Annotated in this window: 24 protein-coding genes; 19 read left to right on the top strand and 5 right to left on the bottom strand. The window is 68.8% G+C overall.

What is annotated here, in order from left to right; all coding sequences use genetic code 11:
* Nucleotides 1-21: 21 nt before the first annotated feature.
* The gene (locus ACLJOK_RS21460) at nt 22-537 is read right to left on the bottom strand and encodes a GNAT family N-acetyltransferase (RefSeq protein WP_410820476.1); all 516 of its coding nucleotides are present in this window, start codon (nt 535-537) and stop codon (nt 22-24) included.
* A 133-nt stretch (nt 538-670) separates the two neighbouring features.
* Here ACLJOK_RS21460 and ACLJOK_RS21455 point away from each other — a divergent pair, with 133 nt between their 5' ends.
* The 3 genes from ACLJOK_RS21455 to ACLJOK_RS21445 are packed head-to-tail and all read left to right on the top strand — an operon-like array spanning nt 671 to nt 3,120.
* On the top strand, nt 671-1,225 hold the full coding sequence (locus ACLJOK_RS21455; protein WP_410820475.1) for an NADPH-dependent FMN reductase: 555 nt from the start codon (nt 671-673) through the stop codon (nt 1,223-1,225).
* A gap of 27 nt (nt 1,226-1,252) precedes the next feature.
* Nucleotides 1,253-2,266: an ATP-binding cassette domain-containing protein gene (locus ACLJOK_RS21450; protein ID WP_410820474.1), complete on the top strand. Its 1,014-nt coding sequence runs from the start codon at nt 1,253-1,255 to the stop codon at nt 2,264-2,266.
* Nucleotides 2,263-3,120 (top strand): ABC transporter permease, encoded by an 858-nt coding sequence (locus ACLJOK_RS21445; RefSeq protein ID WP_410820473.1) that lies wholly within the window; start codon nt 2,263-2,265, stop codon nt 3,118-3,120. The genes ACLJOK_RS21450 and ACLJOK_RS21445 overlap by 4 nt, the downstream gene beginning before the upstream one ends.
* Before the next feature lie 83 nt (nt 3,121-3,203).
* On the opposite strand, the gene ACLJOK_RS21440 is transcribed toward ACLJOK_RS21445, so the two are convergent.
* Nucleotides 3,204-3,695 carry an SgcJ/EcaC family oxidoreductase gene (locus ACLJOK_RS21440; RefSeq protein WP_410820472.1) on the bottom strand — a complete coding sequence of 164 codons (492 nt, stop codon included), beginning with the start codon at nt 3,693-3,695 and terminating at the stop codon, nt 3,204-3,206.
* A 61-nt stretch (nt 3,696-3,756) separates the two neighbouring features.
* Here ACLJOK_RS21440 and ACLJOK_RS21435 point away from each other — a divergent pair, with 61 nt between their 5' ends.
* Nucleotides 3,757-4,251 (top strand): MarR family winged helix-turn-helix transcriptional regulator, encoded by a 495-nt coding sequence (locus ACLJOK_RS21435; protein ID WP_410820471.1) that lies wholly within the window; start codon nt 3,757-3,759, stop codon nt 4,249-4,251.
* Between the two features lie 23 nt (nt 4,252-4,274).
* Here ACLJOK_RS21435 and ACLJOK_RS21430 read toward each other — a convergent pair whose 3' ends face one another.
* On the bottom strand, nt 4,275-7,532 hold the full coding sequence (locus ACLJOK_RS21430; RefSeq protein ID WP_410820470.1) for an ATP-binding protein: 3,258 nt from the start codon (nt 7,530-7,532) through the stop codon (nt 4,275-4,277).
* 103 nt (nt 7,533-7,635) lie between these two features.
* Here ACLJOK_RS21430 and ACLJOK_RS21425 point away from each other — a divergent pair, with 103 nt between their 5' ends.
* From ACLJOK_RS21425 to ACLJOK_RS21405, 5 genes are all read left to right on the top strand, one after another.
* Nucleotides 7,636-8,175 carry a PadR family transcriptional regulator gene (locus tag ACLJOK_RS21425; RefSeq protein ID WP_410820469.1) on the top strand — a complete coding sequence of 180 codons (540 nt, stop codon included), beginning with the start codon at nt 7,636-7,638 and terminating at the stop codon, nt 8,173-8,175.
* Nucleotides 8,172-8,900: an ABC transporter ATP-binding protein gene (locus ACLJOK_RS21420; protein ID WP_410820468.1), complete on the top strand. Its 729-nt coding sequence runs from the start codon at nt 8,172-8,174 to the stop codon at nt 8,898-8,900. Before ACLJOK_RS21425 ends, ACLJOK_RS21420 begins: the two co-directional genes overlap by 4 nt.
* Nucleotide 8,901: 1 nt before the next feature.
* Nucleotides 8,902-10,686 (top strand): FtsX-like permease family protein, encoded by a 1,785-nt coding sequence (locus tag ACLJOK_RS21415; RefSeq protein ID WP_410820467.1) that lies wholly within the window; start codon nt 8,902-8,904, stop codon nt 10,684-10,686.
* A gap of 111 nt (nt 10,687-10,797) precedes the next feature.
* A complete protein-coding gene (locus tag ACLJOK_RS21410; RefSeq protein WP_410820466.1) occupies nt 10,798-11,250 on the top strand; it encodes a helix-turn-helix domain-containing protein in 453 nt (150 codons plus the stop codon).
* Entirely contained in the window at nt 11,243-11,611 is a 369-nt protein-coding gene (locus tag ACLJOK_RS21405) for a DUF4180 domain-containing protein (protein WP_410820465.1), read from the top strand. The genes ACLJOK_RS21410 and ACLJOK_RS21405 overlap by 8 nt, the downstream gene beginning before the upstream one ends.
* 5 nt (nt 11,612-11,616) lie before the next feature.
* Here the strand turns inward: ACLJOK_RS21405 and ACLJOK_RS21400 are convergent, their stop codons facing one another.
* Nucleotides 11,617-12,252 carry a hypothetical protein gene (locus ACLJOK_RS21400; protein ID WP_410820464.1) on the bottom strand — a complete coding sequence of 212 codons (636 nt, stop codon included), beginning with the start codon at nt 12,250-12,252 and terminating at the stop codon, nt 11,617-11,619.
* Nucleotides 12,253-12,428: 176 nt separating this feature from the next.
* Here ACLJOK_RS21400 and ACLJOK_RS21395 point away from each other — a divergent pair, with 176 nt between their 5' ends.
* On the top strand, nt 12,429-13,283 hold the full coding sequence (locus tag ACLJOK_RS21395; RefSeq protein ID WP_410820463.1) for a hypothetical protein: 855 nt from the start codon (nt 12,429-12,431) through the stop codon (nt 13,281-13,283).
* A 108-nt stretch (nt 13,284-13,391) separates the two neighbouring features.
* On the opposite strand, the gene ACLJOK_RS21390 is transcribed toward ACLJOK_RS21395, so the two are convergent.
* Nucleotides 13,392-14,246, bottom strand: a complete 855-nt coding sequence (locus tag ACLJOK_RS21390) for a hypothetical protein (RefSeq protein ID WP_410820462.1) — start codon at nt 14,244-14,246, stop codon at nt 13,392-13,394.
* Nucleotides 14,247-14,504: 258 nt separating this feature from the next.
* On the opposite strand from ACLJOK_RS21390, the gene ACLJOK_RS21385 reads away from it, so the two are divergent.
* The 9 genes from ACLJOK_RS21385 (at nt 14,505) to dbpB (ACLJOK_RS21345) (ending at nt 23,457) form a co-directional block, all read left to right on the top strand.
* Complete coding sequence (locus ACLJOK_RS21385) at nt 14,505-15,386, top strand: fibronectin type III domain-containing protein (protein WP_410820461.1); 882 nt, start codon at nt 14,505-14,507, stop codon at nt 15,384-15,386.
* Between the two features lie 399 nt (nt 15,387-15,785).
* Nucleotides 15,786-16,304, top strand: a complete 519-nt coding sequence (locus tag ACLJOK_RS21380; RefSeq protein ID WP_410820460.1) for a flavoprotein — start codon at nt 15,786-15,788, stop codon at nt 16,302-16,304.
* Between the two features lie 875 nt (nt 16,305-17,179).
* Complete coding sequence (gene queC, locus ACLJOK_RS21375) at nt 17,180-17,881, top strand: 7-cyano-7-deazaguanine synthase QueC (protein ID WP_410820459.1); 702 nt, start codon at nt 17,180-17,182, stop codon at nt 17,879-17,881.
* Nucleotides 17,878-18,525 (top strand): 7-carboxy-7-deazaguanine synthase, encoded by a 648-nt coding sequence (gene queE / locus ACLJOK_RS21370; protein ID WP_410820458.1) that lies wholly within the window; start codon nt 17,878-17,880, stop codon nt 18,523-18,525. Before queC ends, queE begins: the two co-directional genes overlap by 4 nt.
* Nucleotides 18,525-18,884 carry a 6-carboxytetrahydropterin synthase QueD gene (gene queD, locus ACLJOK_RS21365; protein WP_410820457.1) on the top strand — a complete coding sequence of 120 codons (360 nt, stop codon included), beginning with the start codon at nt 18,525-18,527 and terminating at the stop codon, nt 18,882-18,884. Before queE ends, queD begins: the two co-directional genes overlap by 1 nt.
* Nucleotides 18,881-19,882, top strand: coding sequence for a hypothetical protein (locus ACLJOK_RS21360; RefSeq protein WP_410820456.1), 1,002 nt, complete (start codon nt 18,881-18,883; stop codon nt 19,880-19,882). Before queD ends, ACLJOK_RS21360 begins: the two co-directional genes overlap by 4 nt.
* Entirely contained in the window at nt 19,882-21,024 is a 1,143-nt protein-coding gene (gene dbpB, locus ACLJOK_RS21355) for a DGQHR domain-containing protein DpdB (protein ID WP_410820455.1), read from the top strand. The genes ACLJOK_RS21360 and dbpB (ACLJOK_RS21355) overlap by 1 nt, the downstream gene beginning before the upstream one ends.
* Nucleotides 21,021-22,262 carry a tRNA-guanine transglycosylase DpdA gene (gene dpdA, locus ACLJOK_RS21350; protein WP_410820454.1) on the top strand — a complete coding sequence of 414 codons (1,242 nt, stop codon included), beginning with the start codon at nt 21,021-21,023 and terminating at the stop codon, nt 22,260-22,262. Before dbpB (ACLJOK_RS21355) ends, dpdA begins: the two co-directional genes overlap by 4 nt.
* The gene (gene dbpB / locus ACLJOK_RS21345) at nt 22,255-23,457 is read left to right on the top strand and encodes a DGQHR domain-containing protein DpdB (RefSeq protein WP_410820453.1); all 1,203 of its coding nucleotides are present in this window, start codon (nt 22,255-22,257) and stop codon (nt 23,455-23,457) included. The genes dpdA and dbpB (ACLJOK_RS21345) overlap by 8 nt, the downstream gene beginning before the upstream one ends.
* The last annotated feature ends 122 nt before the right edge of the window (nt 23,458-23,579 follow it).

The raw sequence follows: 23,579 nt of genomic DNA, 5'->3' as shown, positions 1-23,579 counted from the left end.
TCACCGGCCGCCCCGCCGACCTCAGCTCCCGGTCGGTGGGGCGGTCAGGTCGAGCTGCCAGTCGTTGGCCCGCATCATCTGCCCCGGCGGGTACTCGAAGCCGGTCTCGCCGAGCAACGTGAAGCCGGCCTTGCGGCACACCGCGTTCGAGGCGGGGTTGTCGACCGAGGGATAGGCGTGGGCGTAGTGCCGATCCCGTCGGGCGCGAGCGACGTCCACCACCGCGCGCACCGCCGCGGTGGCCAGCCCCTGCCCCCGGTACGCGGGCAGCACCGCCCAGCCCATCTCGTACACCGGCTTCTCACGCCACTCGCGGGCCCAGTAGCCGACGCTGCCCGCCCGTGCCCCGTCCGGCAGCACCAGCGTGAACATGCAGCCCTGCCCGGTGCCCGGGAAGTGCACGTACCGATCGTGCCGGGCGAGCACCTGCTCGTCGGTCTCCGGGCCGCCGGTGTGCTTGCGGGTGTCCGGTGAGTTGAGCTGCCGCAGCAGGTCGAGGTCGTCCTCGTGCCACGGCTCGATCCGCACCTCTGCCATCCCGCTCCCCCATTCGTCGACGACCCCAGTCAAGCCGATCCCACCGACATTTCGCCCCGAACCGCGCCCGCTAGATCGGATCTAGCGGGCGCGTGTCGTCACCTCGCGCCTTCACTGTGGAAGGGAGGTGGCCATGACACAGTTGCGGATCGCCGTGATCGTCGGCAGCACCCGGGAGGGGCGGGTCGGCGACCGGCTCGCCCACTGGTTCGTCGAGCAGGCCGAGCGGCACGACGACCTGGCGGTGACGGTCGTTGACCTGACCGAGTACGACTTCCCGGCCACCTACCCCGCCGAGCCGACCGCGTCCATCCGGGCGTTCGTCCGCGAGGTGGGCCGGGCGGACGCGTTCGTCGTGGTCACCCCCGAGTACAACCACAGCTTCCCGGCACCCCTGAAACAAGCCATCGACTACGCGTACGACGAGTGGCAGGCCAAAGCGGTCGGCTTCGTGTCGTACGGCTGTCGGTCGACTGGCCTGCACGCTGTCGACCAACTACGTACCGTCTTCACCGCACTGCACGCGATGACGGTGCGCGACGTCGTCGGGATCGACCTGCTCGCCGGCGAGCCGACCGCCCAGTGCACCGACGAGCTGCAACGCGACGTCTGCGTCCTGCTCGACCAGCTGCGCTGGTGGGGTCTGGCACTGCGCGACGGCCGGGCGGCTCGGCCCTACGTCTCCTGAACACGTCCAACACGAAAGGTAAGGATCATGAGTAGACGCACCACCGGTCTGGCCATCGAGGCCGAGGGGCTCACCCGCTCATTCGGTGACACCCGGGCGCTGGCCGGCATCGACCTCCAGGTGCCCGCCGGCACCGTCTACGGCCTGCTCGGCCCGAACGGCGCGGGCAAGACCACAGCAGTCCGGGTACTCGCCACGTTGCTGCGACCCGACGGCGGCACGGCCCGGGTCTTCGGGCACGACGTGGTCACCGAGGCCGACAAGGTCCGTTCCCGGGTCAGCCTCACCGGCCAGTACGCCTCCGTCGACGAGGACCTGACCGGTACGGAGAACCTGGTGCTCCTCGCCCGCCTGCTCGGCCTGCGCAAGCCGGCCGCCCGGGAGCGCGCAGCGGCCCTGCTCGCCGCGTTCGGTCTGACCGAGGCGAGCGACCGCCAGGTGAAGAAGTACTCGGGCGGGATGCGGCGGCGCATCGACATCGCCGCCAGCATCCTGAACACCCCGGATCTGCTCTTCCTCGACGAGCCGACTACCGGCCTCGACCCGCGCAGCCGCAACCAGGTGTGGGAGATCATCCGGGCGGTGGTGTCGCACGGCACGACGGTGCTGCTGACCACCCAGTACCTCGACGAGGCCGACCAGCTCGCCGGCCGGATCGCTGTCGTCGACCACGGCCGGGTGATCGCGGAGGGCACCCCCGGTGAGTTGAAGTCGTCGATCGGCTCCGGCACCGTCCACCTGCGACTGCGTGACCCCGCTCAGCGCCCCGAGGCGGAGCGGGTGCTCCGGGAGGCGCTCGACGTGCCGGTGCAGCTCGCCGCCGACCCGATGGCGTTGACCGCCCGCGTCGGTGAGGCCGGCACCGACCTCGACGCCAGCGCCCAGGCCGCTCGCGTGCTCAGCGACCTGGCCCGCGCCGGCATCGTCGTCGACAACTTCTCCCTCGGCCAGCCGAGCCTGGACGAGGTCTTCCTGGCCCTGACCGACCACCCCGCCGTGCCGGCCGACGCGCACGACGACGAGCTGGAGGCAGCCCGATGAGCGACACCACGACCACCACCACCGAACGGGCACCGACCGTCTACGTGCCGTCCGCCGAGGCGCTGGCTACCGTGCTCGCGCCCGGCGCCCGACCGCCCCGGCCGAGCGCGCTGGGCGCGTCGCTCACCTTCGGCTGGCGGGCCATGCTGAAGATCAAGCACGTGCCGGAGCAGCTCTTCGACGTCACCGCGTTCCCGATCATCATGGTGCTGATGTTCACGTACCTGTTCGGTGGCGCCCTCGCCGGCAGCCCGCGCGAATACCTGCAGTTCTTCCTGCCCGGCATCATGGTGACCAGCGTCGTCATGATCACCATGTACACCGGCATCGGCCTCAACACCGACATCGAGAAGGGTATCTTCGACCGGTTCCGGACGCTGCCCGTCTGGCGTCCGGCCGCCCTGGTCGGCATGATCTTCGGCGACGTGCTGCGCTACATCCTCGCCGCCCTGGTGATCCTGGGCCTGGGGCTGGTGCTCGGCTTCCGGCCCGCCGGCGGAATCGTCGGGGTGGCCGTCGGGATCGGGCTGCTGGTGGTCTTCTCGTTCGCCTTCTCCTGGGTGTGGACGTTCTTCGGTCTGATCCTGCGTAGCGAGAAGTCGGTGATGGGGGTCAGCATGATGGTGCTGTTCCCGCTGACGTTCCTGAGCAACGTCTTCGTCGATCCGAGCACCATGCCCGGCTGGCTCCAGGCGTTCGTGAAGGTCAACCCGGTGACGCAGCTGGTGGCCGCGATCCGCGGGGCGATGAGCGGCGATTCGGACCCGTCGGCCACCATGTGGCTGCTGGCCTGGAGCGCCGGCTTCCTGGTCGTCTTCGGCACCCTGACCATGTACAGGTACAACCGCCGCTGACCCTGCCTCGGCCTGGTCGACGGGCGCCGCCACGGCTGTGGCGGCGCCCGTCGGTTGGCTGCGGGCCGGGTTGCCCCGGGCGATCACGGTCTGACCGGAGCCCGGCCAACCCCGAGGCGTCGTGCGACGTGGCCGACAGTTTGGGCCATCCGGGAGGGCAACGATTCCGGGGCCGGAATCTGCACCGGACGCACCCGCCCGTTATGCAGAGCCGTGAACAGCCAGCCGCGATCAGTGCGCACGGCAACCAGCGTCTGCCGGGACAGGCGTCGCTTCGGCAGCTTGGAACGCCAGGGCATCAGCACCGAGGCGGTGCCGTGGATGATTGCCACCCCCGGACCTATGTGCCGGATCGACTCGATGTCTCCGACGAGCGCCGATCCGGCAAGCACCCCCCGGAAGAGCCGGTCGTGAGCGTGCTGCATGTCGAGTCGCCCGACGGCGTGCGTACCGTCGTACGAGACGTAGTCGGAGTCCTCGGTGAAGCAGGCGCCGTAGGCGACGGCGTCGTTGTCCGTCCATGCCTGCATGAGCCGGCTGAACAGATCCCTGAGCTCGCGGTCATCGGCTGTCATTGCACCCTCCCCGTCTGATAATATTTCGACTGACGAAAACTACGATAGCAGAAGGTTTCGAATGTCGAAGGATGGGCTGATTCGTGACGTGGCGATGCAGGTGCGACTGCTCCAACAGAGCTTCGACACGTTCGAGGAGGCTGCTGCCGCTCGGCTCGGGCTCAACCGCACTGACCTTCGCGCGATGGATCTTGTGTTAGCCCACGGCGGTCCGATGTCGGCGGGGGAACTCACCACCGCCCTCAAGCTGAGCCCAGCAGCGACCACCACGGTCATCGACCGGCTGGAGCGGGTCGGCCTGGTCCGCCGCACCCGGGACTCCGAGAACCGACGGCGGGTCCTGGTCACCGCCACGGACGCCGCGCGCACCATCGAACAAGACATCTATCTGCCCGTCGGTGCCGCCGGCATGCAGGCCCTCGACAGGTACGACGAGGGTCAGCTCGCGACGATCCTCGACTTCCTGCAGACCGCCAGCCGAGTGCAGGAGGAGCAAGCGGTACGGATCAGCAGTGCTCCGCGAGACGCAGTCGCCGATCCGCCAATCGGAACGTGAGCGCCCTTCCTCGAATCACCAATTCAGAGCCGCCAGGGCAGCGGCCCGGGGGGTAGGTAGCGGCAGGTGGTGCCGGTGGAGACGGCGTCGCGCAGGTGGCTCGCCAGTGCCGGGTGTCGGTCGTCGAGCTTGCGCAGCGTGTCGCGGATTCGCGCGGTCACCGTCTTGCGGGCCCGCTCGGCCTCGTCGCCCAGGCGGCGGCTCCGGCCGGCGAGGCCCGCCGCGGCACGCAGCTCGTCGAGCAACGCACCCCGTTCGGCGTCCAGCTTGGACACCTTCTGGTCGTCGTCGCGGGCGGCGGCCCGGTCGATCTCCTCGTCGAGGCGGGCCAGGTGCCGCCGGTAGCGGGCCTTCGCCTCGTCGTCGAGGACCGGGTCGGCGCCCATCCGGCGGGCGGCTACCAGCTCCGGCCCGGCCGCCGGGTCGAGCAGTTCGACGGCCGGCACGTCGCTGCCCGGGCGGCTGAGCAGCAGGTGCAGGTCGTGCAGGCCCTTGGCGTCGGGCAGGTGCACCACGACACCGTCGTACGCGAGCTGCCAGACCGGCCCGTCGCGCCGAAACTCGTACCCCTCGATCGCAGTCGCGACCGGCGCGGCCTGGCCGGGCGCGACGACCTGACCCGACCCGACGGCCTGGTCCGGGCGGTCGGCGTCGAGGGTTGTCGGGGCGGCGAGCCGGTGGAGCACCTGCGTCATGCCGAGCGCGGTCGCCTCCTGGACGGCGGCGGCGCGCAGCGCTGACGACGTCGCGGTGTCGCTCGGGTGACCTCGGCCGGCGAGGGCGTTCGCGAGGCCGGTGCGGGCGAGCAGCGACCAGGGCCGGGAGCCCAGCCGGTCGGCGGAGTCCCGAGCGGCGGTGAAGCCGGCGATGGCGTCGTCCCAGCGTTCCTGGGCGGCGTCGATCAGCGCCAGCCAGTGGTCGACGGGGCCACTGATGTCGCAGCCGAAAAGCCCTACCGTCCACTCTCCACGGTGTGGGGCGAGCGCGGCCCGCGCGGCGTCGCAGCGCTTCGGGTCGGCGGACGCGGCGGCGGCCTGCGCGCGTAGCCGTAGCCAGAGCGGTGACACCGGGCGCGGGTACCGGATGGCGGCGGCCTCGATGCCGGCGGTCAGCCGGATCGCCGTCTCGCCGTCGCCCCGCTCGGCCGCGGTGATCGCCCGCAGCAGCTCCCGGTAGGGGTAGTCGATCGGGGCCAGCCCGTCCACCAGAGCGGCGGCCTCGGCGACCCGGCCCTGGAGCAGCAGTCGGGACCAGCGAAGGTGGTGGCCCATGAACCCGAACTCGATGTGGCCCGGGTCGGTCTGGTCGGTGAGGACGGCGAACCGCTCGTCGGCCGTGGCGAAGTCACCCTGGAACGCCGCGATGATCCCGCTGTCGACGGCCGCGGCCATCCGGTGCCGGGCGAAGTCGCCCTGCTGTTCGGCGTCGACGAAGGTGGTCAGCTCCTCGGCGAAGCGAGGGTCGCCCAGCTCCAGCAACGCCACCCAGCGCAGCGAGGTGGCCCACAGCTCGGTTTCCCGGTCGCCCGTCCGACGGGCCACGTCCCGGATCTCGGCGGTGAGCGCGGCTCGGGTCGCGGCGGTGCCGAGCCCCCAGGTCGTGTCGTGACGGGCCCAGAGGCTGAAGGTGAGCGCCTCGTCGTCCTGCCCTCGACGGGCGATCGTCTCGCTGGCGGTGATCAGGTCGGCGACCAGGGCGCCGACCGTCGCGGTGGCGTCCGGTTCGCCGATCAATCGGCGGTACGCCTCGCGCACCAACTCTGCCGCCTCGATCGACTGGGCGGTATCCACCTGGCGGGAGCGGTTCACTGTGAGCGCGACCCGGGCCAGCAGCACCGGGTCGTCGAGTGAACGGGCCAGCTTGGCGGCCTCGGCCAGGAGTCGCGTGACCTCTTCCCGGCGGGCGTGGTGATAGTGCGACTCGGCGAACTCGACGAGGATCCGCACACGTTGTGCCGGGTCTTCGACGACCTCGAGGGCTCGGCGGAAGTGCACTGCCGCCTCGTCACCGGCCAGCCGGGCGAAGGCGTCCCGCCCGGCGGCGACCAGCAGCGTGGCCACCCGGGCCCGGTCGAGCGCAGGGCCGGCCAGGTAGGCGTGGCGGGCGAGGTCGGCCGGGATCAGCCGGTCGGTGAGCTCCCGCAGGTCGTCGACCGCCCGGACGACAGCGCCGTGGCGGGCCCGCCGGTCGTCGTCGGTCAGCCCGTCGTAGAGGGTTTCGCGGACCAGGTCGTGGGCGAAGGCGAAGCGGCCACCGCCCCGGGCAACCACCAGTCGGGCGGTCACCGCCCGGTCGAGCAGCCGATCGACCTGCGCCGCCGGGGCGGCCGCGCAGGCCGCGAGGACCTGACGGTGGAACTCGCGACCCAGTACGGCGGCGACGGTCAACGCCTCCACCACTGCGGCGGGTAGCTGGGCCAGGCGGCGGCGCACCGCCTCCCGTACGCCGGGTGCGATAGTGCCGACCGCGTCGTCGGCGTGCCACAGGCGTGCGGTCTGCTCGACGAAGAACGGGTTGCCGCCGGTGCGTCGGTGCACCTCGTCGACCAGGTCGGCCTCGGGCTCCCGGCCGGCGGTCCGGGTCATCAGTGCGGCCACCTCGTCGCGGGTGAAACCGGTGAGGGTGATCGTGGTGGCCTTCGCGACCAGCGGCATCAGCAGCGGGCGCAACGGATGCTCGCCCGACTCGACCTCGGCGTCGCGGTAGGTGCCGATCAGCAGGAGCCGCTCGAACCAGGTGTGCTGGGCGGCGAAGCTCAGCAACCGCAGCGAGGCCGGGTCGGCCCAGTGCAGGTCGTCGAGGACTACCACGACCGGGCGGTGCTGGGAGACGGCGACCAGCGCGGCGGTCACCGCGTCGTACAGCGCGAACGCCTCCTGGTCGGCGGTGTCCGGGCCGGGGTCGACGCCCGCCCAACTGACGAGGCGACCGGCCTGCTCGCCGCCGGCGTTGGACTGGCCGAGCAGTGCCGCGAGGGCCGGCTCGGCGGACTGCCGCGCCACCGCCCAGTCATCGGCGGAGCGCCGCAGGGCACGCAGCACCTGCACCCACGGCCAGTAGCCGGGGGCGCTGTCGGAATCCCAGCAGGCGGCGCCGAGCACCAGCGCGCCTCGCTGCCGGGCCTCCCGGGCCGCCGACGTGACGAGGGTCGTCTTGCCGATGCCCGGCTCGCCGGTGACCAGGGCGAGACCGCCGTGGCTGGTGGTGGCGCGATCCAACTCGGCGCGCAGCAGACCCGCGGGGTGATCCCGCCCGATGATGGCGTCGCCGAACGCGTCCATGGTCCCCAGACCGTACTGGACCCCTCCGACGGTCGACGTCGAGATTTGACAGCGTCATAGATAGCGGTTATCTATTACCGGTCTATTCGAGGGGTGTGCCAGGGTGCAGGACGTGGTGCTGGCCATGCTGGCCAAGGAGCCGGCGCACGGGTACGAGCTGCGTAGCCGGATGCGGAACGCGCTCGGGCCGCTCGGCGAGGCGATGAACGCGGGGCAGGTCTACGTGACGCTGGCCCGGTTGGCGAAGGCCGGTCTGGTGACCTCAGAGCGAGCCGACGGCCTGCCGGACCGGCCGGACCGGCGGGTCTACGCGTTGACCCCAGCCGGGCAGCAGCGGGTCGCCGGCTGGCTGACCGAGGTGAGCTGGCCGAAGCCGGACCTCACCGAGTTTCACCTGAAGCTGGTGGCCGCCGCGGCTGCCCGGTTGGCCGATCCGGTGGCGTTGGTGGACGCGCAGCGGCGTGAGGTGCTGCGCCGGCTGCGTGACGCGCAACGCGCCGCGTTGGAGCGGTCGGTGGATCCGGTTGCAGGGTTGCTGTTGGAGGGCGTCGTGTTGCGGTTGCGGGCTGATCTGGAGTGGCTGGAGGCGTGCGAACGCATGTGGTCCGAGCGTGATCGAGCGGGACGGAAGGCGGGGGCATGACCGGGTCGATCGCGGTGCGGACGCGCGGGCTGAGCAGGTGGTACGGCTGGGACAACGCGCTGGTCCGCGCGGTGGACGAGGTCGACCTGGAGGTGCCCGCCGGCCAGACGTTGGCGATCATGGGGCCGAGCGGCTGCGGCAAGTCCACCCTGCTGCATCTGCTGGGCGGGCTGCAACGCCCCACCGACGGCGAGGTGTGGCTGGCCGACCGCCGGATCGACACGATGAGCGAGCGCGCCCTCGCCCGGCTGCGGCGCGACACCATCGGTCTCGTCTTCCAGTCCTTCCATCTGATGGACGAACTCACCGCTGTGGAGAACGTCGAGATGGCCGCCCTGCTGGCCGGGTGGTCGCCGGGTCGCGCCCGGCGGCGGGCCCTGCACCTGCTCGACCAGGTCGGGCTGGCCGACCGCGCCACGCACCTGCCCTCGGCACTTTCCGGCGGCCAGCGCCAACGCGTCGCCATCGCCCGCGCGTTGAGCAACGAGCCGCAGGTCGTCCTGGCCGACGAACCGACCGGCAATCTGGACAGCGCCGCGACCCTGGAGGTGCTGCGGCTGTTCGAGGAGTTGCGAACCACCGGGCAGACTCTTGTGGTGGTCACGCACGACGCCCGCATCGCGGCGGTCGCCGACCGGGTGATCTCCATGCGGGACGGGGCCTTCGCCGACGACAGCCTTCTCACCGGCACCGGCCCCGGCACCGTCTACGGCGGGGTGCGCTGAGGTGGCTGGCCGCCTGCTGCTCATCTGGCGACTGCTGATACGAGGCCTGCGTCAGCACCGGACCGAGAACGTACTGCTGCTGGTCGCGATCACCGCCGCAACCGCGACGCTGACCCTCGGCCTCACCCTCAACGAGCTGGTTACCCGCCCGTACGAGCGGACCCGGGCCGCCACCGCGGGCCCGGACCTGGTGGTGGAGCCGGGCTTCCCCGGGCCGCAGTCTCTGGACGCGCTCGCCCCGCTGACGACCCTGCCCGGGGTCACCGAGCACAGCGGACCGTTCCCGCTGGCCTTCCTGGCGATGACCGCCCGCGACACGACCGTCCGGGTCATCGTCGAGGGCCGCGACAGCACCCCGGCCGCCGTCGATCGACCGGCGGTGACCGACGGGACCTGGGTACGCCCCGGCGGCGTGGTCGTCGAGCGCACCTTCGCCGACGCCCTCGGCCTGCGCCTCGGCGACACGATCACCATCGACGATCACCCGCTGTACGTGACCGGGTTCGCGGTCACCGCCGCCCGGCCGGTGTACCCGCAGGTCCACTGGCACCTGCCGGGCGGGAACCTGGTGGAGAAGGGCGGCCTGGTCTGGGTCGATCACCGCGACATCGCCACACTCGCCGGGAAACAGCCGCTGTCGTACACCCTGAACCTCAAACTGGTCGACCCACAGGCCGGCGTCCAGGTCGTTGACCCGTCCGGCGGCGATCCCCGCTTCCGCGGCTGGATCTTCCGGTCGATGGACGACATCGCCACCAGCAGTGGTCGGCAGAACCGGCAGGCGGAGACGGCCCTTCTGGTCGGCAGTTGGTTGCTGACCGGCCTCGCGGTGGTCGGCGTCGCCGGCATCGTCGCGGGTCGGGTCATCGCCCGGCGTCGCCGGGTGGGGCTGCTCAAGGCCGTCGGCGCCGGGCCCGGCGTGATCGCCGCCGTCCACCTGGCCGAGTACCTCGTGGTCGCGCTCGCCGCCGCCGGGGCCGGCCTGGCCATCGGCTGGTTCGCGGCGCCCCTGCTGTTCCGTCCCAGCGCCGGATTCGTCGGCTCCGTCGGCGTGTACCCGCCGCTACGCGTGGTGGTCACCGCCACCGCGTTCGCCCTCGCGATCGCCGTCGCGGCGACCCTGGGGCCGGTGCTACGCGCTGCGGCCACCAGCACCGTCCAGGCGTTGGCCGACGCCACCACGCCACCACGTCGTCGGCGTTGGACGATCTGGCTGTCGCGCCGGCTGCCCACCGCACTGCTGATCGGGGTACGCATCAACGCGCGCCGGCCACACCGTGCCCGGCTCGTCACGGTGAACACCCTGATCACCACGGCCGCGCTAGCCGCCGTCCTCACGATCCTGGCGCAGGACGACGATCCACTGAACCTGGGCTATTCCGAACTTCCCGACCCCCGCAACGAGCGAACCCTCCAGGCCATGCTCATCGTCGCCGGGGTGGCCTGCTTCCTCGCGCTGCTCAACACCATCGTGAGCACCTGGACCGCCGTCCTCGACACCCGGCACCCGCTGGCGGTCGCCCGCGCTCTCGGCGCGACCCCCGCCCAGGCCGGCACGGGGCTGGCCGTGGCGCAGCTTCTCCCCGCCGTACCCGGCGTCGCAGCCGGGGTCCCCTTCGGCATCGGGCTGTACCTGCTCTTCGACGGGGAGCGGTACCCGCCCGCCTCCTGGACGCTCACCGCGGCAGGCGGAGTCCTGTTCGCGGTCGCCGCGGTCGCCGCCATCCCCGCTCTGGCCACCGCACGTCGTCCGGTCGCGGACACCCTCCGGTCCGCAGCGACCTGACCACCGCCGACGGCTGGGAACCATATGACGTGGAGCCTTTTGGAGCTGAGGTCGCCAACGAGTCGGCCCTATCACTCCTCAACCTTCCCTATATGAGTAGGATAGGGAGCGATGACGGAAGAACTCTACTCAGTTGAGCAGGTGGCCGACCGGCTCAACCTGCACGTGCGCACCGTGCGTAGCTACATCCGCTCGGGCCGACTCCGCGCGGTGCGGATCGGCAAGCAGTACCGGATCGCCGGCAGCGATCTCGACGCGCTCACCGGGCAGGCCCCGGCCGCCACACCCGTCAGCGGGCAGGCGGAAGTGTCGAGCATCGTGCAGATCGACGGTGTCGACAGAGCCGCCGCCGACCGGCTCGGCACGCTCGTGCTCACCAGTGCCAACACCGGCCACGACCAGGCCAACCCGCTGCGGGTGCAGATCGTGCACGACGAGCAACGTCTTCGCCTGAAGATCATCATCCTGGGTGACCCGGCCGCCACCGCCGAGTTGCTGCACCTGCTCGACGCCGTCCTCAACGCCGGCAACGGCCTGCTCGACAGGGAGGTCCACGATGTCTGACGAGATCCAGGAACGCGCCGGAGTGCCGGTGCTGGTCTGCGACCCGGCGGGGCCGCCGGTGGCCACCGAGCAGGACGCGCTGGACCTGATCGGGGCGGCGTTCCTCGGCGCCCAGGTGGTGGCCGTGCCGGCCAACCGACTCGACGCACGCTTTTTCTCGCTGGGCACCCGCTTCGCCGGCGACGTGATGCAGAAGTTCGTCAACTACCGGGTGCGGCTGGCCGTCGTCGGCGACATCTCGGCGCAGCTCGCGGAGAGTTCCGCGTTGCGCGCCCTGGTGCACGAGTCGAACCAGGGCGGGCAGATCTGGTTCGTTCCCGACCTGGACGCGCTGGACACCCGCCTACGCGCCGCCCGATAGCCACCTCACCGGTCGGGCACGACCGCCATCTCCACCGCGTCCGGCTCCACTCTCCTGATCCGAGCCTGCTCGGCCGCCCACCGCAGATAGGCCAGCCACTCCTCGGACGACCAGCCGTTGCGCCTGCCGACACCCGCCTCGACGGGGAGCAGACCGGCCACGACACGGTCGAGGATCAGGGGCTGCACCCCGCCCACCCCGCGCCGGTAGCCGACGAAGTAGAGGACCTTCGTGAACAGGCCCGGCCCCAACCAGGGCAGACGGGCGTGGTCCGGGTCGCGCAAGCGGCGGTACGCCGTGAGCAGCGCGTCCTCGTCGGGCGCCGAGGTGGACACCTCTTCCAGCGCGTACGCCAGGCGTTTGCCGTCCGGATCGGCGTCGAGCGACCTGGCGGCGCGCCACGGGCCGTACCCGATGGGGCCGTAAGCCCAGACCAGCACGGCCGTCAGTAGTTGCCGTGGGCTCGCGGACCCCGCCCGGTACGCCTCGGCCGCCGCGAAGACGTCGCGCCGCCAGAGCTCCCCGCTCGCCGGCAGGGTGTCGGGCCACACATCCGGCGGCAGCCCTGCCCGCCAGCGGTCGACATTCACGGTGACCGGGGCCCGCTCGCCCGGTAACACCACACCTTCGGTCGTCTGCATCGCCTCCCACAGATCACGCGCTCACGGAAATCCGTGGTTCGGACGCTATGGCCGGGCGCTTCCACACGCCGCCCGCCGACAGCAAATCGCGGTATCGACCGCAAGGGCGCCTGCCTTCCGGGCGGCCAGCATCCGGCGGGGTCGTGAACGTCGCACTGTTGACCTACGGTGCTCCCGTGCTTCCCCGAAACGTGAAGATCCTCGATCAGGTCCGCGCCGAGGCGCTGCGCCGCGACATCCCCGCTGCCGACGTGGAGCGCTGGCTGGGGCTCGCCCGCCCGTCGGCGCTCCTGACACAGGGGGGTGACGGGCCGGTCGTGGGCGCCATCCGTGGGCCCGTGATGCTTCCGGTCGACGCCGAGGACCCCGAGTACCCATTGATCGCCACCATCGACTGCGCTGCTCTTCCGGCAGACGTGACCGACCTTCCGCTACCGTCCGACGGCCAACTGCTGCTGTTCGGCTGGCCCGAAGAGAGCGGCTGGGGCGAGGTCAGGTATGTGCCGGCAGGCGTGGCGGTCGAGGAGCGAGAGCAGTATCCGCCTGACTTCCCTCCGGACGACGAGGAGTTCGCCGAGGTCTACGCGGAGATCCCGCAGGGCGATCTGCACCTCACTGTCGACATATCTCTGCCCTACGTCAAGACGATCCCGGGGCCCCCGTGGTCTCCGCCGCTGCCGGGAGATCCCCTGTTCGAAGAGATGACCAAGGTGTGGCAGGACGTCCTGGGCGACGCGCCGGGCGGCATGTTCTCCTTCGGAGGCTGGACGACGCCACTGCTGCTGGGCGGCTACGGCACTGACTGCAACGGCTTCAACCCCGCGTGGTTGGGCGCCAACCCCTCGGGCCGGTCCGGCTCCGACGGGCCGGTGCGTGGTGGTGGGCCGCCCGACCATGGTGACTGGGTTCTGCTGGCCGAGTTCCACGGCGGCAGACAAGGCGGCGCGACCATCCACTGGGTGATCCAGCGTGCCGACCTGAAGGATCGACGCTTCGACCAGGCCAGCGTCCTCGTCTACTGGAATCCGTGAGGCCGGACGAGCACTGACGGATCCTGGCCTGTCGGGACGGGCCGGGTGCGGATAGCCACGCGTGGTGGCCGCCCTGCGTGCGGGGCGGCCACCACCAATGGGCTGGTGTTACGGCAGAGCGCAGATGGCGTACGCCGTGTCGGACCAGTTCCCGGCGAACGCGTCCTCCTCGTACGCGCCGGACGCGGCGGACGTCGGGGCGGTCGCGGGGCCGCCGTTGGGGCGGAAGTCGTCCACGATGCCCTCGCCGGTCACCCCGTTCAGCTCGTAGCCGGCGCCGGTCAGCACCTTCCCGACCGGGCAGGTCGCCGTGACGCTGCGGAAGTCGAGGGAGGTGCTGGCCCCCACGGCCGAGGTGCGCACCAGGCCCGCGAGGGGGTTGGCGCAGATCGCGTACGCGGTGGCGGACCAGTTCAGGGCCGTGGCGTCCGACTCGTACGCGCCGACGGTGACAGCTGTCGGTGCCGTGGCGACGCCACCGTTGGGCCGGAAGTCGTCGACGACACCTTCACCGGTGACGCCGTTCAGCTCGTAGCCGGTCCCGGTCAGCACCTTCCCAACCGGGCAGGTCGCCGTGACGCTGCGGAAGTCGGCCGAGTTGCTGACGCTGACCGCGGAGACCCGGACCAGGCCGGGCACCGGGTTGGCGCAGATCGCGTACGCCGTCACCGACCAGTTCCCCGCGAACGCCTCGGTCTCGTAGGCGCCGACGGTGACCGCCGTCGGTGCCGTGGCGACGCCACCGTTGGGGCGCAGGTCGTCGACGATGCCCTCGCCGGTGACGCCGTTGAGTTCGTAGCCGGTGCCGGTGAGCACCTTCCCGGCCGGGCAGGTCGCCGTGACGCTGTGGTAGTCGGCCGAGTTGTTGACGCTGGTCGCGGCGACCCGCACCAGACCGGGGACCGCGGCGGACGCCGGGCTCGCCGGGACGAGCACCGCTCCGGTCGCGACAAGACCGAGCACGAGTACTGACGCTCGGGTTCCGTACCGCCGGCTTTTGTTCTGAGTACGCATGTGTTTCTCCCGTCTGTGGCCGGACGGGGGCGGCAGGTGCGACGCCGACGTCGAGGCCGTTCGTGATGACGGGTTCACGCTAGGTAGCCGGCCGACCAGGCATTATCTCCAAGCCGACTACGTCGCGTAACGGACTGGACCCGCGTTCGATGTCTCTGGACTGACGGACGATGCTCATTCATCGATGTTTGTGCATACCATTCGGTCATGCCTGCTCGCCGCGTCGCCGCCACCATCCCCCTCGCCGCGCTGGCGAGCCTGCTCGCCGTGAACGCCGCCCGCGCTGACGGGCCGGCGATCAGCACCCCGGGCGCCCCCACTGTGGTGGCCAACGAACCACATCAGCTCACCCTCAGCTGGTCGCCCTCCGCCTGGGTCGAGCCCGGCGCGGAGCAGCCGATCAACTACGAGGTGCAGGTGCCGCTGGGCCCGAACACGTACCGCTTCCTCGGCTCCACCACCGACACCACGATCACGCTGACCGACCTCGCACCGGGCACGACGTACCGGATAGCGGTTGCCGCCCGCGCGCTCGGCGGCTACTCCGACACCTCACCCACCACCACCGTGCGCACCGCGGCTGGCCGCGCGACGGTCAGCTACCTCAACCTGGACTGGTCCCCCACCAACAACCAGATCCAGCACCTCCTGAAAGTGACCAACACCGGCACCGGGCCGCTCGACCTGAGCACTGTGCGGGTGCGTTACCACCTGCGCTTCGAGGGCGGCAACACCTCGCTGGTGCCGAACTGCGACTGGGCAGCGCTGGGTTGTGACCGGATCCAGCAGACCGTGCAGTTCTTCATCCCGCCAGGCGGGCCGCCCGCCGGGATGACGACGCCGGCGCCGCCGTATCCGGCCCCGGGAACTCCGGTCCCCGGCTGGGTGGAGCTGACCTTCACCGACGGCACGCTCGCGCCGGGCCAGTCGACCGGGCCGATCCAGCTACGGCATCACCGGCACAGCTGGAGCACCATCGACGAACGCGACGACCCGAGCTGGCTCGCCGCCACCGGCCAGTGGACCGCTAACGACCGGATCACGCTGGACGTCGACGGGGTACGCGAGTTCGGCGACACCTACTCCTGACCGCAGGCCGGGCGGCGGCGCGAGCGGGCGGCCGGGCAGCGAGCAGCGCGTCGCGGTGTTTAAGCAACCCGGGTCGGCGATCTTCGAGGGCGCAACAGAAGCCACCGGCGGCCCGAACGTCGACCAACTTCCGGGCGGCGTCAGGCCCACGTGAGCCGGGTGGTCATCGTCGATCAGGTGGGCATTCCGACCTCAAGACGTTGACGAATGGGATGGCACCGGGGCGGAGTTGCACCGTTGAGTGGCCGGCGTAACTCCAGGGACAACGCACCCGAACCGGCGCCACGCTTCTACTGTCGCGGCTGAGCAGGGACAACGGTATGTCACGGTGATCGTTGGCGGCATGCCCGATCGGTATGCGCTCGACGTCGCGGCGGTCGAATCGGGCAGACTGCGGGCATGAAGGAACGCCCGGTGCTGTATCTGGTCGTCTGCGCAGCGGGTCCGGCGGAGCACATCGGCGAGCTGGTCGACCTCCTGATCGACGACGGGTGGCGGGTGTGCATGATCGCCAGCCCGACCGCCGCGCCGTGGCTCGACCGGGCCGCGCTTCAAGACAAGACCGGCTATCTGGTACGCGTGGGGTGGCGGATGCCCGGCGACCCGGAGCCGCACCCGCCCGCTGATGTGGTGGTGGCCGCGCCGGTCACGTTCAACACGGTGACGAAATGGGCGTTGGGCATCAACGACACCCTGGCGCTCGGCGTCCTCAACGAGTCGCTGGGAGCGGGGCTGCCAATCATCGCGTTTCCGCACGTCAAGGCCGAGTTAGCTGCCCATCCGGGATATGCGGACCACCTGGCGGTGCTGCGCTCTGCCGGCGTGGTCGTCGCGGATGGGAAGCCGTTGAACTCGGTGAACGGGCCGGAGCGTTGGAGCGTGGTCGTCGAGGCGCTGCGGTCGACGCGACGGTCTTGAGGGGGCTTCCTATCGACGTTATCGAGCCGCCGCACCGTTGCGGGCGTCCCCGGTAGGCCGCCCATCGTTGGGCACGTCGAGGAGAGGGCCGTGATCGGGTGCCGACACGGCAAGCTGTTTGGGTTCCAGAACCGCGTCAGAGCGTCGGCGAAGCAGGTTACCGACTGTTCGGGCGCGGAGGCAGACCCGGGGAATCTGCATCGCCCAAGCTTCGGCGGCGGCCGGCGCGTAACCGCGCGGACTGGTCGGAATAAGAATGCCGCGTCAATCCAGGCCGCACCACGGGCACGGCTGAACCAGTCGATGCATCGAACTCCCGTCGCCGACCTTGCTGGCCGCTCGGGGACCAGCAAGGTTCTGCACGCCATGTCGGCATCCAGGAAGGCGTTACCGTCGACCAAATCGGGGTCGATGAGAGGCTTTGTCAGCGGTCGGCGGGAGGCCGCACGACTAAGGGCGGGCTGGGCGTGACTTTGGCCGCTCCACTCGGTGAGCAGTGCCGCCAGCAGTGGCCCAGGCGCCCTTTCGGGATGCCTCCCCAGGTTGACGTGAGCCTCGTAGCCGTAGGACCAGACGGTTGGGCTGTCGGTACGCCTGTCGAGACGCTTGGGTGCACTCGGCCGTGCCCTCATCCGGCCAGAGGCCGGTATCACGTGGGGCGAAGCGAGAGCACTTCCCGCCGACTCAGCCCGTCGGCCGGTCCGCAGCCAATGCCGTGTGCCCTGTCTAGCAGCGCGCGAAGGACACGCCCTGGCCACCTTTCAACAACGCGCAGTACTCGGGTAACGTGACGCAACCTGCGAGCAGTAACTGCGCATCACCGGCGGAACAAGCTACTGCAGTTTCTCGACCATCGACGAAGCGAGGAGCCTCAGATGTCGGCATCCAAGCCCCCAGCCGTAGTACTGCTAAGCGGCGGTCTCGACTCGGCCACAGCCCTCGCTGTAGCCGCCAACAAGGGGTTCGAAGCCAACGCCCTCAGCTTCCGCTACGGGCAGCGGCACACCGTGGAACTCGAAGCCGCCGCACGGGTCGCGAAGGCTCTGGGGGCGACCCGCCACGTCGTCGCGGACATCGATCTCAGAATCTTTGGCGGTTCCGCGCTGACCGACGACGACCTCGCTGTGCCTCACCACGAAAGCGCCGAGGAGATCGGGAGCGAGATCCCCATCACCTACGTGCCGGCTCGGAACACCATCTTCCTGTCGTTCGCGCTTGCCTGGGCGGAAACCCTTGGGGCCTCCGATGTCTTCATTGGGGTAAGCGCCCTCGACTACAGCGGCTACCCGGACTGCCGCCCCGAGTACATCGAGGCATACGAACGGATGGCAAACCTCGCCACCAAGGCTGGCGTCGAGGGCAGTCAGCGGCTGAAGATCCACACTCCCCTCATCGACCTCACGAAGGCAGACACCATTCGGCTGGGCCTCAGCCTCGGGGTCGATTACTCGCTCACCCACAGTTGCTACGACCCCGTCGATGGCCGGCCGTGTGGCACCTGCGACTCCTGCCTGCTTCGCACCCGGGGCTTCGCCGAACTCGGCATGTCAGACCCCGCCGTCGGCAGCCTCTCATGAGATCCACGTACCGCATCAAAGAGATCTTCTACACCCTCCAGGGCGAAGGCACCCACGCCGGGCGGCCCGCGGTTTTCTGTCGGTTCACAAGTTGCAACCTCTGGACTGGCCGCGAAGCAGATCGCCACCGGGCCATATGTCAGTTCTGCGACACAGACTTCGTAGGTACTGACGGGCCGGGAGGCGCCCGCTTCCGGTCCGCTCAAGACCTGGCCGCAGCCGTCGCCAAGGCATGGGCCGGTGCGGCCCACCCGAAGAGCAGGCCGTACGTCGTCTGCACTGGCGGCGAGCCACTACTGCAACTCGACGCTGCCGCAGTCGAGGCACTTCACGATGAGGGCTTCGAGGTAGCTATCGAAACGAACGGGACGCGGCCGGCGCCCGCCGGCGTCGACTGGATCTGCGTCAGTCCGAAGGCTGGGGCTGAGCTAATCCTCACCGAGGGTGACGATCTCAAGCTCGTCTACCCGCAACCGGGCGCGGAGCCTGATCGATTCGAAGGTCTGGGCTTCGCTCACTTTCTCCTTCAACCCATGGACGGACCGAACCAAGCCGCGAACACGCAGGCTGCCATCAGCTATTGCCTCGCCCATCCTCAATGGTCTTTGAGTCTCCAGACACACAAATACATCGGGATTGCTTGATGGAAATCTTCCGTGAGTTCACCTTCGAAGCTGCTCATCGCTTGCCGCACGTGCCCGAGGGGCACAAGTGTGCTCGCCTCCATGGCCACTCCTACCGCGTTGAACTGCACGTGCGTGGCGAGGTCGGAGCGTCGTCCGGATGGGTGATGGACTTCGGTGACGTCAAGGCGGCATTCCGGCCCATCCTGGACCAACTGGACCACTACTACCTGAACGACGTGCCAGGGCTCGAGAACCCGACCAGCGAGGTGCTGGCGCAGTGGATCTGGGGGAGGCTTATCGATCGACTGCCGCTGTCGGCCATTATGGTCAGGGAGACCTGCACCTCGGGTGCCGTCTACCGGGGCGATGCCCCGTGACGGAAGCGACGACCGACGAGCATCGATCGGGCGCGTCCGTGGATGACAGCCCGCCGGAAACGCCGCCGCGCGTTCACATCGTCGTGACCTGCGCGAACCGCAAGAATCTTCCGGTGCCTCCGGGCTTGCGCATTGGAAACCTGTCGAACTACCTGCCAAGGCAGAGGCTCACGGAGTGGATTCGACGGCTGTCCGAACCCGGCGGACCTACCACTGCCGCGACGTCACTCTATGCCGGCGAACATTGGGCAGCGGCGCGCCAACTGGCCACCGCTGTACGCGTGGAAGCGCAGCTCTGGGTCTGTTCGGCCGGGTACGGACTGATTCCTGCTACCGCGCACGTCCGCCCCTATGCCGCGACCTTCGGATTGCGGGATGGCGACTCGGTCGGGCGGAGTTCGACCGAGAACCTCGACTGGTGGCGCGGGCTTAGCGAGTGGGTGGGTCCCGATCCCGGCGCACCTCGGTCGTTCTACGACCTCGCCCGAACGAACCCCCACGACACGATCATCGCAGTCCTGTCGGACACCTACCTTCGGCCGTGCAGTGACGATCTCCGCAGGGCGGCGAGGCAGCTACGCGACCCGCAACGGCTGACGATCGTCGGACCGGCCCAGGCAGATCCCGACCTGAACGAACTGGTTGTCGGGGTGACCGCTCGGATGAGGCCGGCGGTCGGCGGCAGCCTGCTCGCCCTCAACGTCCGGGTCGCGCAGCGCCTCGTCAGCCTCGTTTCCGCGGACCCCGCTACGCACCGCAGGTCCCACCTCCGCGCTCTGGCCCATGAACTTGCGGCCACCGCACCCCCGCCAACGCCTCGGGCTAATCGTGAGCGCATGAGCGACGACGAGGTCAGGGCCTTCATTCGGCCGCTCGCAGGCGCCAGGCCAACGTCGGCAACGCGCCTGCTTCGACAGCTAAGGGACTCCGGCAAGTCATGCGAGCAGGCGCGCTTCAAACATCTGTTCGATGAGATCTCATTGGATGTGCGCTGCTGATGCCGCCCGCACACGATCCCAAGACCATCGCGCGCCGCGCCCTGCGAATCGCCCAGCCCGGCACCCCGGCCCTCTATCTCTTCACGCTGCAAGCGGAAGAGGTCCTGCAGATCGCGGACATCTCCCGCGTCAGTCGGGACGACGCCGGAAAGCTGATCGGCTACCAACGCCCGCAGGTGCGGAAACACATACAAGAGATCGTCGACTACCTCGACAGCGAAGCCGCCCTCTTTCCCAATCCCATCATCTTGGCTCTGTCCTCCAACGTACGGTTTCAGTCGAGCAGAGGACCGGGCGCCGCGGATGGACTCGCCACCTCCGGACTACTGAGCATTCCCTTGACGCAACCCGGCAAGCCCAAGCCCGCATGGATCGTGGACGGACAGCAGCGAGCCCTCGCGCTGTCCCGTACCCAGCGGCAGCAGTTTCCGGTGCCGGTGACCGCCTTCGTGGCGGACAGCGTCAGTTTCCAGCGCGACCAGTTCCTGCGCATCAACAACACCCGCCCGCTACCGCGTGGCCTGGTGACCGAACTCCTGCCGGAGGTCGACAGCCCGCTACCTCCCCGACTCGCCATACGGAAGGCACCGTCGGCACTGTGCGACGTCCTGAACGCCGACAAGGCCTCGCCCTTCTACGGGCTAATCAAACGGGCATCGACCAACCGGCAGCAGGCACCGAACGCGGTGATCACCGATACCGTCGTCGTCGAGATGATCCAGGAGAGCCTTACCTCGCCGGCTGGGTGCCTCTTCCCTTACCGCGACGTCACCCGCAACGAGACCGACTTCGACGGAATTCTCCAGGCACTCTGCACCTATTGGTCAGCGGTCCGTGACACCTTCCCCGACGCATGGGGCAAGCCGCCGAGCAAGAGCCGGCTCATGCACGGAGCAGGCATACGGGCCATGGGACGACTGATGGATCGAGTGTTGGGCACGGTGGATGCCCGTCTTCCCGAGGCGCCCGAACTGGTCAGCAAACACCTCGCGGTGATTGCCCCGCACTGCCAGTGGACGGGGGGAAGGTGGGACGAGCTCAACCTTCGGTGGAACGAGATTGAGAACCTGTCCCGCCATGTGCAGGAGTTGTCCAACTACCTCATCCGCGTCTACCTGAACGAACGGGCGGGAATTCGGTGAAGTTCTTCTTTCCTGACAGCCAGGACCAGGTAGACCCCACGTTCGACTTCCTCAGTGAGGAACGCGACCCGTTCCGGGTGCGCCAACGCGACGATCTATACGCGCACGAAGTGCTGAAGCCGCCGCCGTTCAACGGCCTCCTGGTGTCGAAGGCCATCGTGGACGGCACCGCCAGCTCCAGCACAGGCAAATACACCGGGCCCCAGCGCCACAGGCTGTACAGGCAAGGGGCGCGGGACTTCTTCCGCCTCGACAACGGTAGCGCCCCTTTAAAGATCATGGGTGACTGCGGAGCTTTCTCGTACGTTGGAGAGGAGTACCCGCCCTATACCGTCGAAGAGGTGGTCAGCTTCTACGAGGGGTGCGGGTTCGACTACGGCATCTCCGTCGACCACGTCATCTTTCAGTATGAGCCGAAGGTGCTTCGTACTGATGATGCTGCCGCTGAGTGGATTCGCCGTCAACAGATCACTCTCGAACTGGCCGCCGAGTTTTGGCGGCGTTGCAGCGCTAGTGATGTCCACTTCATTCCGCTCGGGGTCGCTCAGGGTTGGAGCCCGGAGTCCTATGCATCCGCTGTGGTGGAACTGCAACGGATTGGGTACCGGCGCATAGCACTCGGCGGCATGGTGCCGCTCAAGACAAAGGACATCCTCGCCTGCCTGAGCGCCATCGATGCCGTACGGGAGTCCGATACGCAGTTACATCTCCTGGGGATCAGTCGTTGCGAAGAGATTCGGACTTTCGCTGGCCACGGCGTGACAAGCTTCGATAGCACGTCACCGTTCCGCCAGGCCTTCAAGGATGACCGTGACAATTACTATGCCCCCCAACGCACTTTCGTGGCGCTCCGCGTCCCCCAAGTTGACGGGAATGCAAAACTGAAAGCTCGAATTCGCTCTGGCGAAATCAGCCAAGGTCAAGCTATGCAATTGGAACGTACCGCGTTGGCCCGCCTTCGCCAGTTCGATCAGGACGAGGTCGACGTGGACGCCGCCCTAGAGGCTCTCGTGAGCTATAGCGCCCTATGGGATCGCAAGGCGGATAGAACGAGCCAATACCGCGACACGCTTGAAAACCAGCCATGGCGGGCCTGCGACTGCACAATTTGTGTGTCAGTGGGCATTGAAGTGATCATTTTTCGTGGCGCCGAGCGCAACAAGCGTCGGGGCTTCCACAACCTACACGTGTTCGGCCAGCGAGTGCGCCGGCAGCTTGGAGCAGACGATCGTGACTAAGCAGGGTAGGAAGGGCGGCACGGTGGAGGTAGGGAACCAACCGAACGTGCTACATCTCCCCGCTCTCGAGATTAGGCAGGGCCCAAATCGCCGTCTCTACACCTTCGCCGTGGACGGGAAGCAAGTCCCGTCCTTTGCCGCAGTTTCACGTGTTCGGCGCGACAACCAGCAGCAACTACACGGCTACCAACGGCCGGAGGTCCTCGCACACGTGGCGGCGATCCGACGCTACGTGGAGTCCGCCGAGAGCCCTCTGTTGCCTAATGCGATCGTCGTGGCCTTCGATGACCGAGTTCGCTTCGTCCCGGCTGACGCCGCTACTGATGGCCCAGGTTACGTGCGCTCGGGGACCCTCCTGGTACCCGTCAGCGAAGATTGGGAGGACGCCGACAAGCCAGGCTTCATCGTGGACGGCCAGCAGCGTTGTGCCGCTATCCGAGACGCAGGCGTCGAGACCTTCCCGATCTGCGTCACCGCCTTCATCACCGCCGACCAGGCTGACCACCGATCGCAGTTCATCCTGGTGAACTCGACCAAGCCGCTTCCAAAGGGCCTCATTCACGAACTGCTTCCGGCCGCATCTGGCCCGCTGCCGAACCAGCTGCGTGTACGGCAACTCCCCGCGACGGTTCTTGAGCGCCTCAACTTCGACGAGCGTTCACCGCTGCGTCACATGATTCAAACGCCGACGAATCCTGCCGGCGTCATCAAAGACAACTCCATGCTGCGCATGCTCGAGAACAGCATCTCGGACGGCGCTCTGTATCGCTTCCGTGGCAGCGACAGCACCTTGCCCAACATCGGGCTGATGGTGACCGTATTGAGCGACTTCTGGACCGCAGTGCGAGATGTGTTCGGTGAGGATGCGTGGGGTAAGCCCCCTCGCAAATCGCGGCTGATGCATGGCGTTGGGATCATCAGCATGGGCTATCTGATGGACGCCATCGCCGACACGAGCGGCAGCGGCAGCGGCAGCGATGTTCCGGATACTCAGGGATTTGCCACGGGACTGAAGACCGTCAAGGATTACTGTCGCTGGACCGAGGGGACCTGGGACCTCGGCGACGGAATTCCGCGCCGGTGGAACGATGTTCAGAACACCCCTCGGGATATTCAACGAATCACGGACTTCCTGGTTTCCACCTATTATTCCAAGCAGGGAAAGCGGCACGACCGGTCAAGTCGGCTCTTTTAGCGAGGGCTGGGCCTAATTGAGGCGGGCCACTCTCTTGGGCAAAGGGTTCGGCGTCCCTCGCGGGTGCGTACAACCTCCCGATAGCGGTCTTGGCCCTGCTCTAGTGCGGGGCCAAGACCAGG

Source organism: Micromonospora sp. 050-3, assembly GCF_046549335.1.
In the GTDB taxonomy this organism is placed as follows: domain Bacteria; phylum Actinomycetota; class Actinomycetes; order Mycobacteriales; family Micromonosporaceae; genus Micromonospora; species Micromonospora trifolii.
Note: the sequence above shows the minus strand (reverse complement) of the source record. Positions and strands in the feature narration are given on the sequence as shown.

Excerpts from the sequence above, each read along its gene's own strand:
- ACLJOK_RS21460 (WP_410820476.1), bottom strand. The coding sequence starts at position 537 with ATGGCAGAGGTGCGGATCGAGCCGTGGCACGAGGACGACCTCGACCTG.
- ACLJOK_RS21455 (WP_410820475.1), top strand. The coding sequence starts at position 671 with ATGACACAGTTGCGGATCGCCGTGATCGTCGGCAGCACCCGGGAGGGG.
- ACLJOK_RS21450 (WP_410820474.1), top strand. The coding sequence starts at position 1,253 with ATGAGTAGACGCACCACCGGTCTGGCCATCGAGGCCGAGGGGCTCACC.
- ACLJOK_RS21445 (WP_410820473.1), top strand. The coding sequence starts at position 2,263 with ATGAGCGACACCACGACCACCACCACCGAACGGGCACCGACCGTCTAC.
- ACLJOK_RS21440 (WP_410820472.1), bottom strand. The coding sequence starts at position 3,695 with ATGACAGCCGATGACCGCGAGCTCAGGGATCTGTTCAGCCGGCTCATG.
- ACLJOK_RS21435 (WP_410820471.1), top strand. The coding sequence starts at position 3,757 with ATGTCGAAGGATGGGCTGATTCGTGACGTGGCGATGCAGGTGCGACTG.
- ACLJOK_RS21430 (WP_410820470.1), bottom strand. The coding sequence starts at position 7,532 with ATGGACGCGTTCGGCGACGCCATCATCGGGCGGGATCACCCCGCGGGT.
- ACLJOK_RS21420 (WP_410820468.1), top strand. The coding sequence starts at position 8,172 with ATGACCGGGTCGATCGCGGTGCGGACGCGCGGGCTGAGCAGGTGGTAC.
- ACLJOK_RS21410 (WP_410820466.1), top strand. The coding sequence starts at position 10,798 with ATGACGGAAGAACTCTACTCAGTTGAGCAGGTGGCCGACCGGCTCAAC.
- ACLJOK_RS21405 (WP_410820465.1), top strand. The coding sequence starts at position 11,243 with ATGTCTGACGAGATCCAGGAACGCGCCGGAGTGCCGGTGCTGGTCTGC.
- ACLJOK_RS21400 (WP_410820464.1), bottom strand. The coding sequence starts at position 12,252 with ATGCAGACGACCGAAGGTGTGGTGTTACCGGGCGAGCGGGCCCCGGTC.
- ACLJOK_RS21385 (WP_410820461.1), top strand. The coding sequence starts at position 14,505 with ATGCCTGCTCGCCGCGTCGCCGCCACCATCCCCCTCGCCGCGCTGGCG.
- ACLJOK_RS21380 (WP_410820460.1), top strand. The coding sequence starts at position 15,786 with ATGAAGGAACGCCCGGTGCTGTATCTGGTCGTCTGCGCAGCGGGTCCG.
- queC (WP_410820459.1), top strand. The coding sequence starts at position 17,180 with ATGTCGGCATCCAAGCCCCCAGCCGTAGTACTGCTAAGCGGCGGTCTC.
- queE (WP_410820458.1), top strand. The coding sequence starts at position 17,878 with ATGAGATCCACGTACCGCATCAAAGAGATCTTCTACACCCTCCAGGGC.
- queD (WP_410820457.1), top strand. The coding sequence starts at position 18,525 with ATGGAAATCTTCCGTGAGTTCACCTTCGAAGCTGCTCATCGCTTGCCG.
- dbpB (WP_410820455.1), top strand. The coding sequence starts at position 19,882 with ATGCCGCCCGCACACGATCCCAAGACCATCGCGCGCCGCGCCCTGCGA.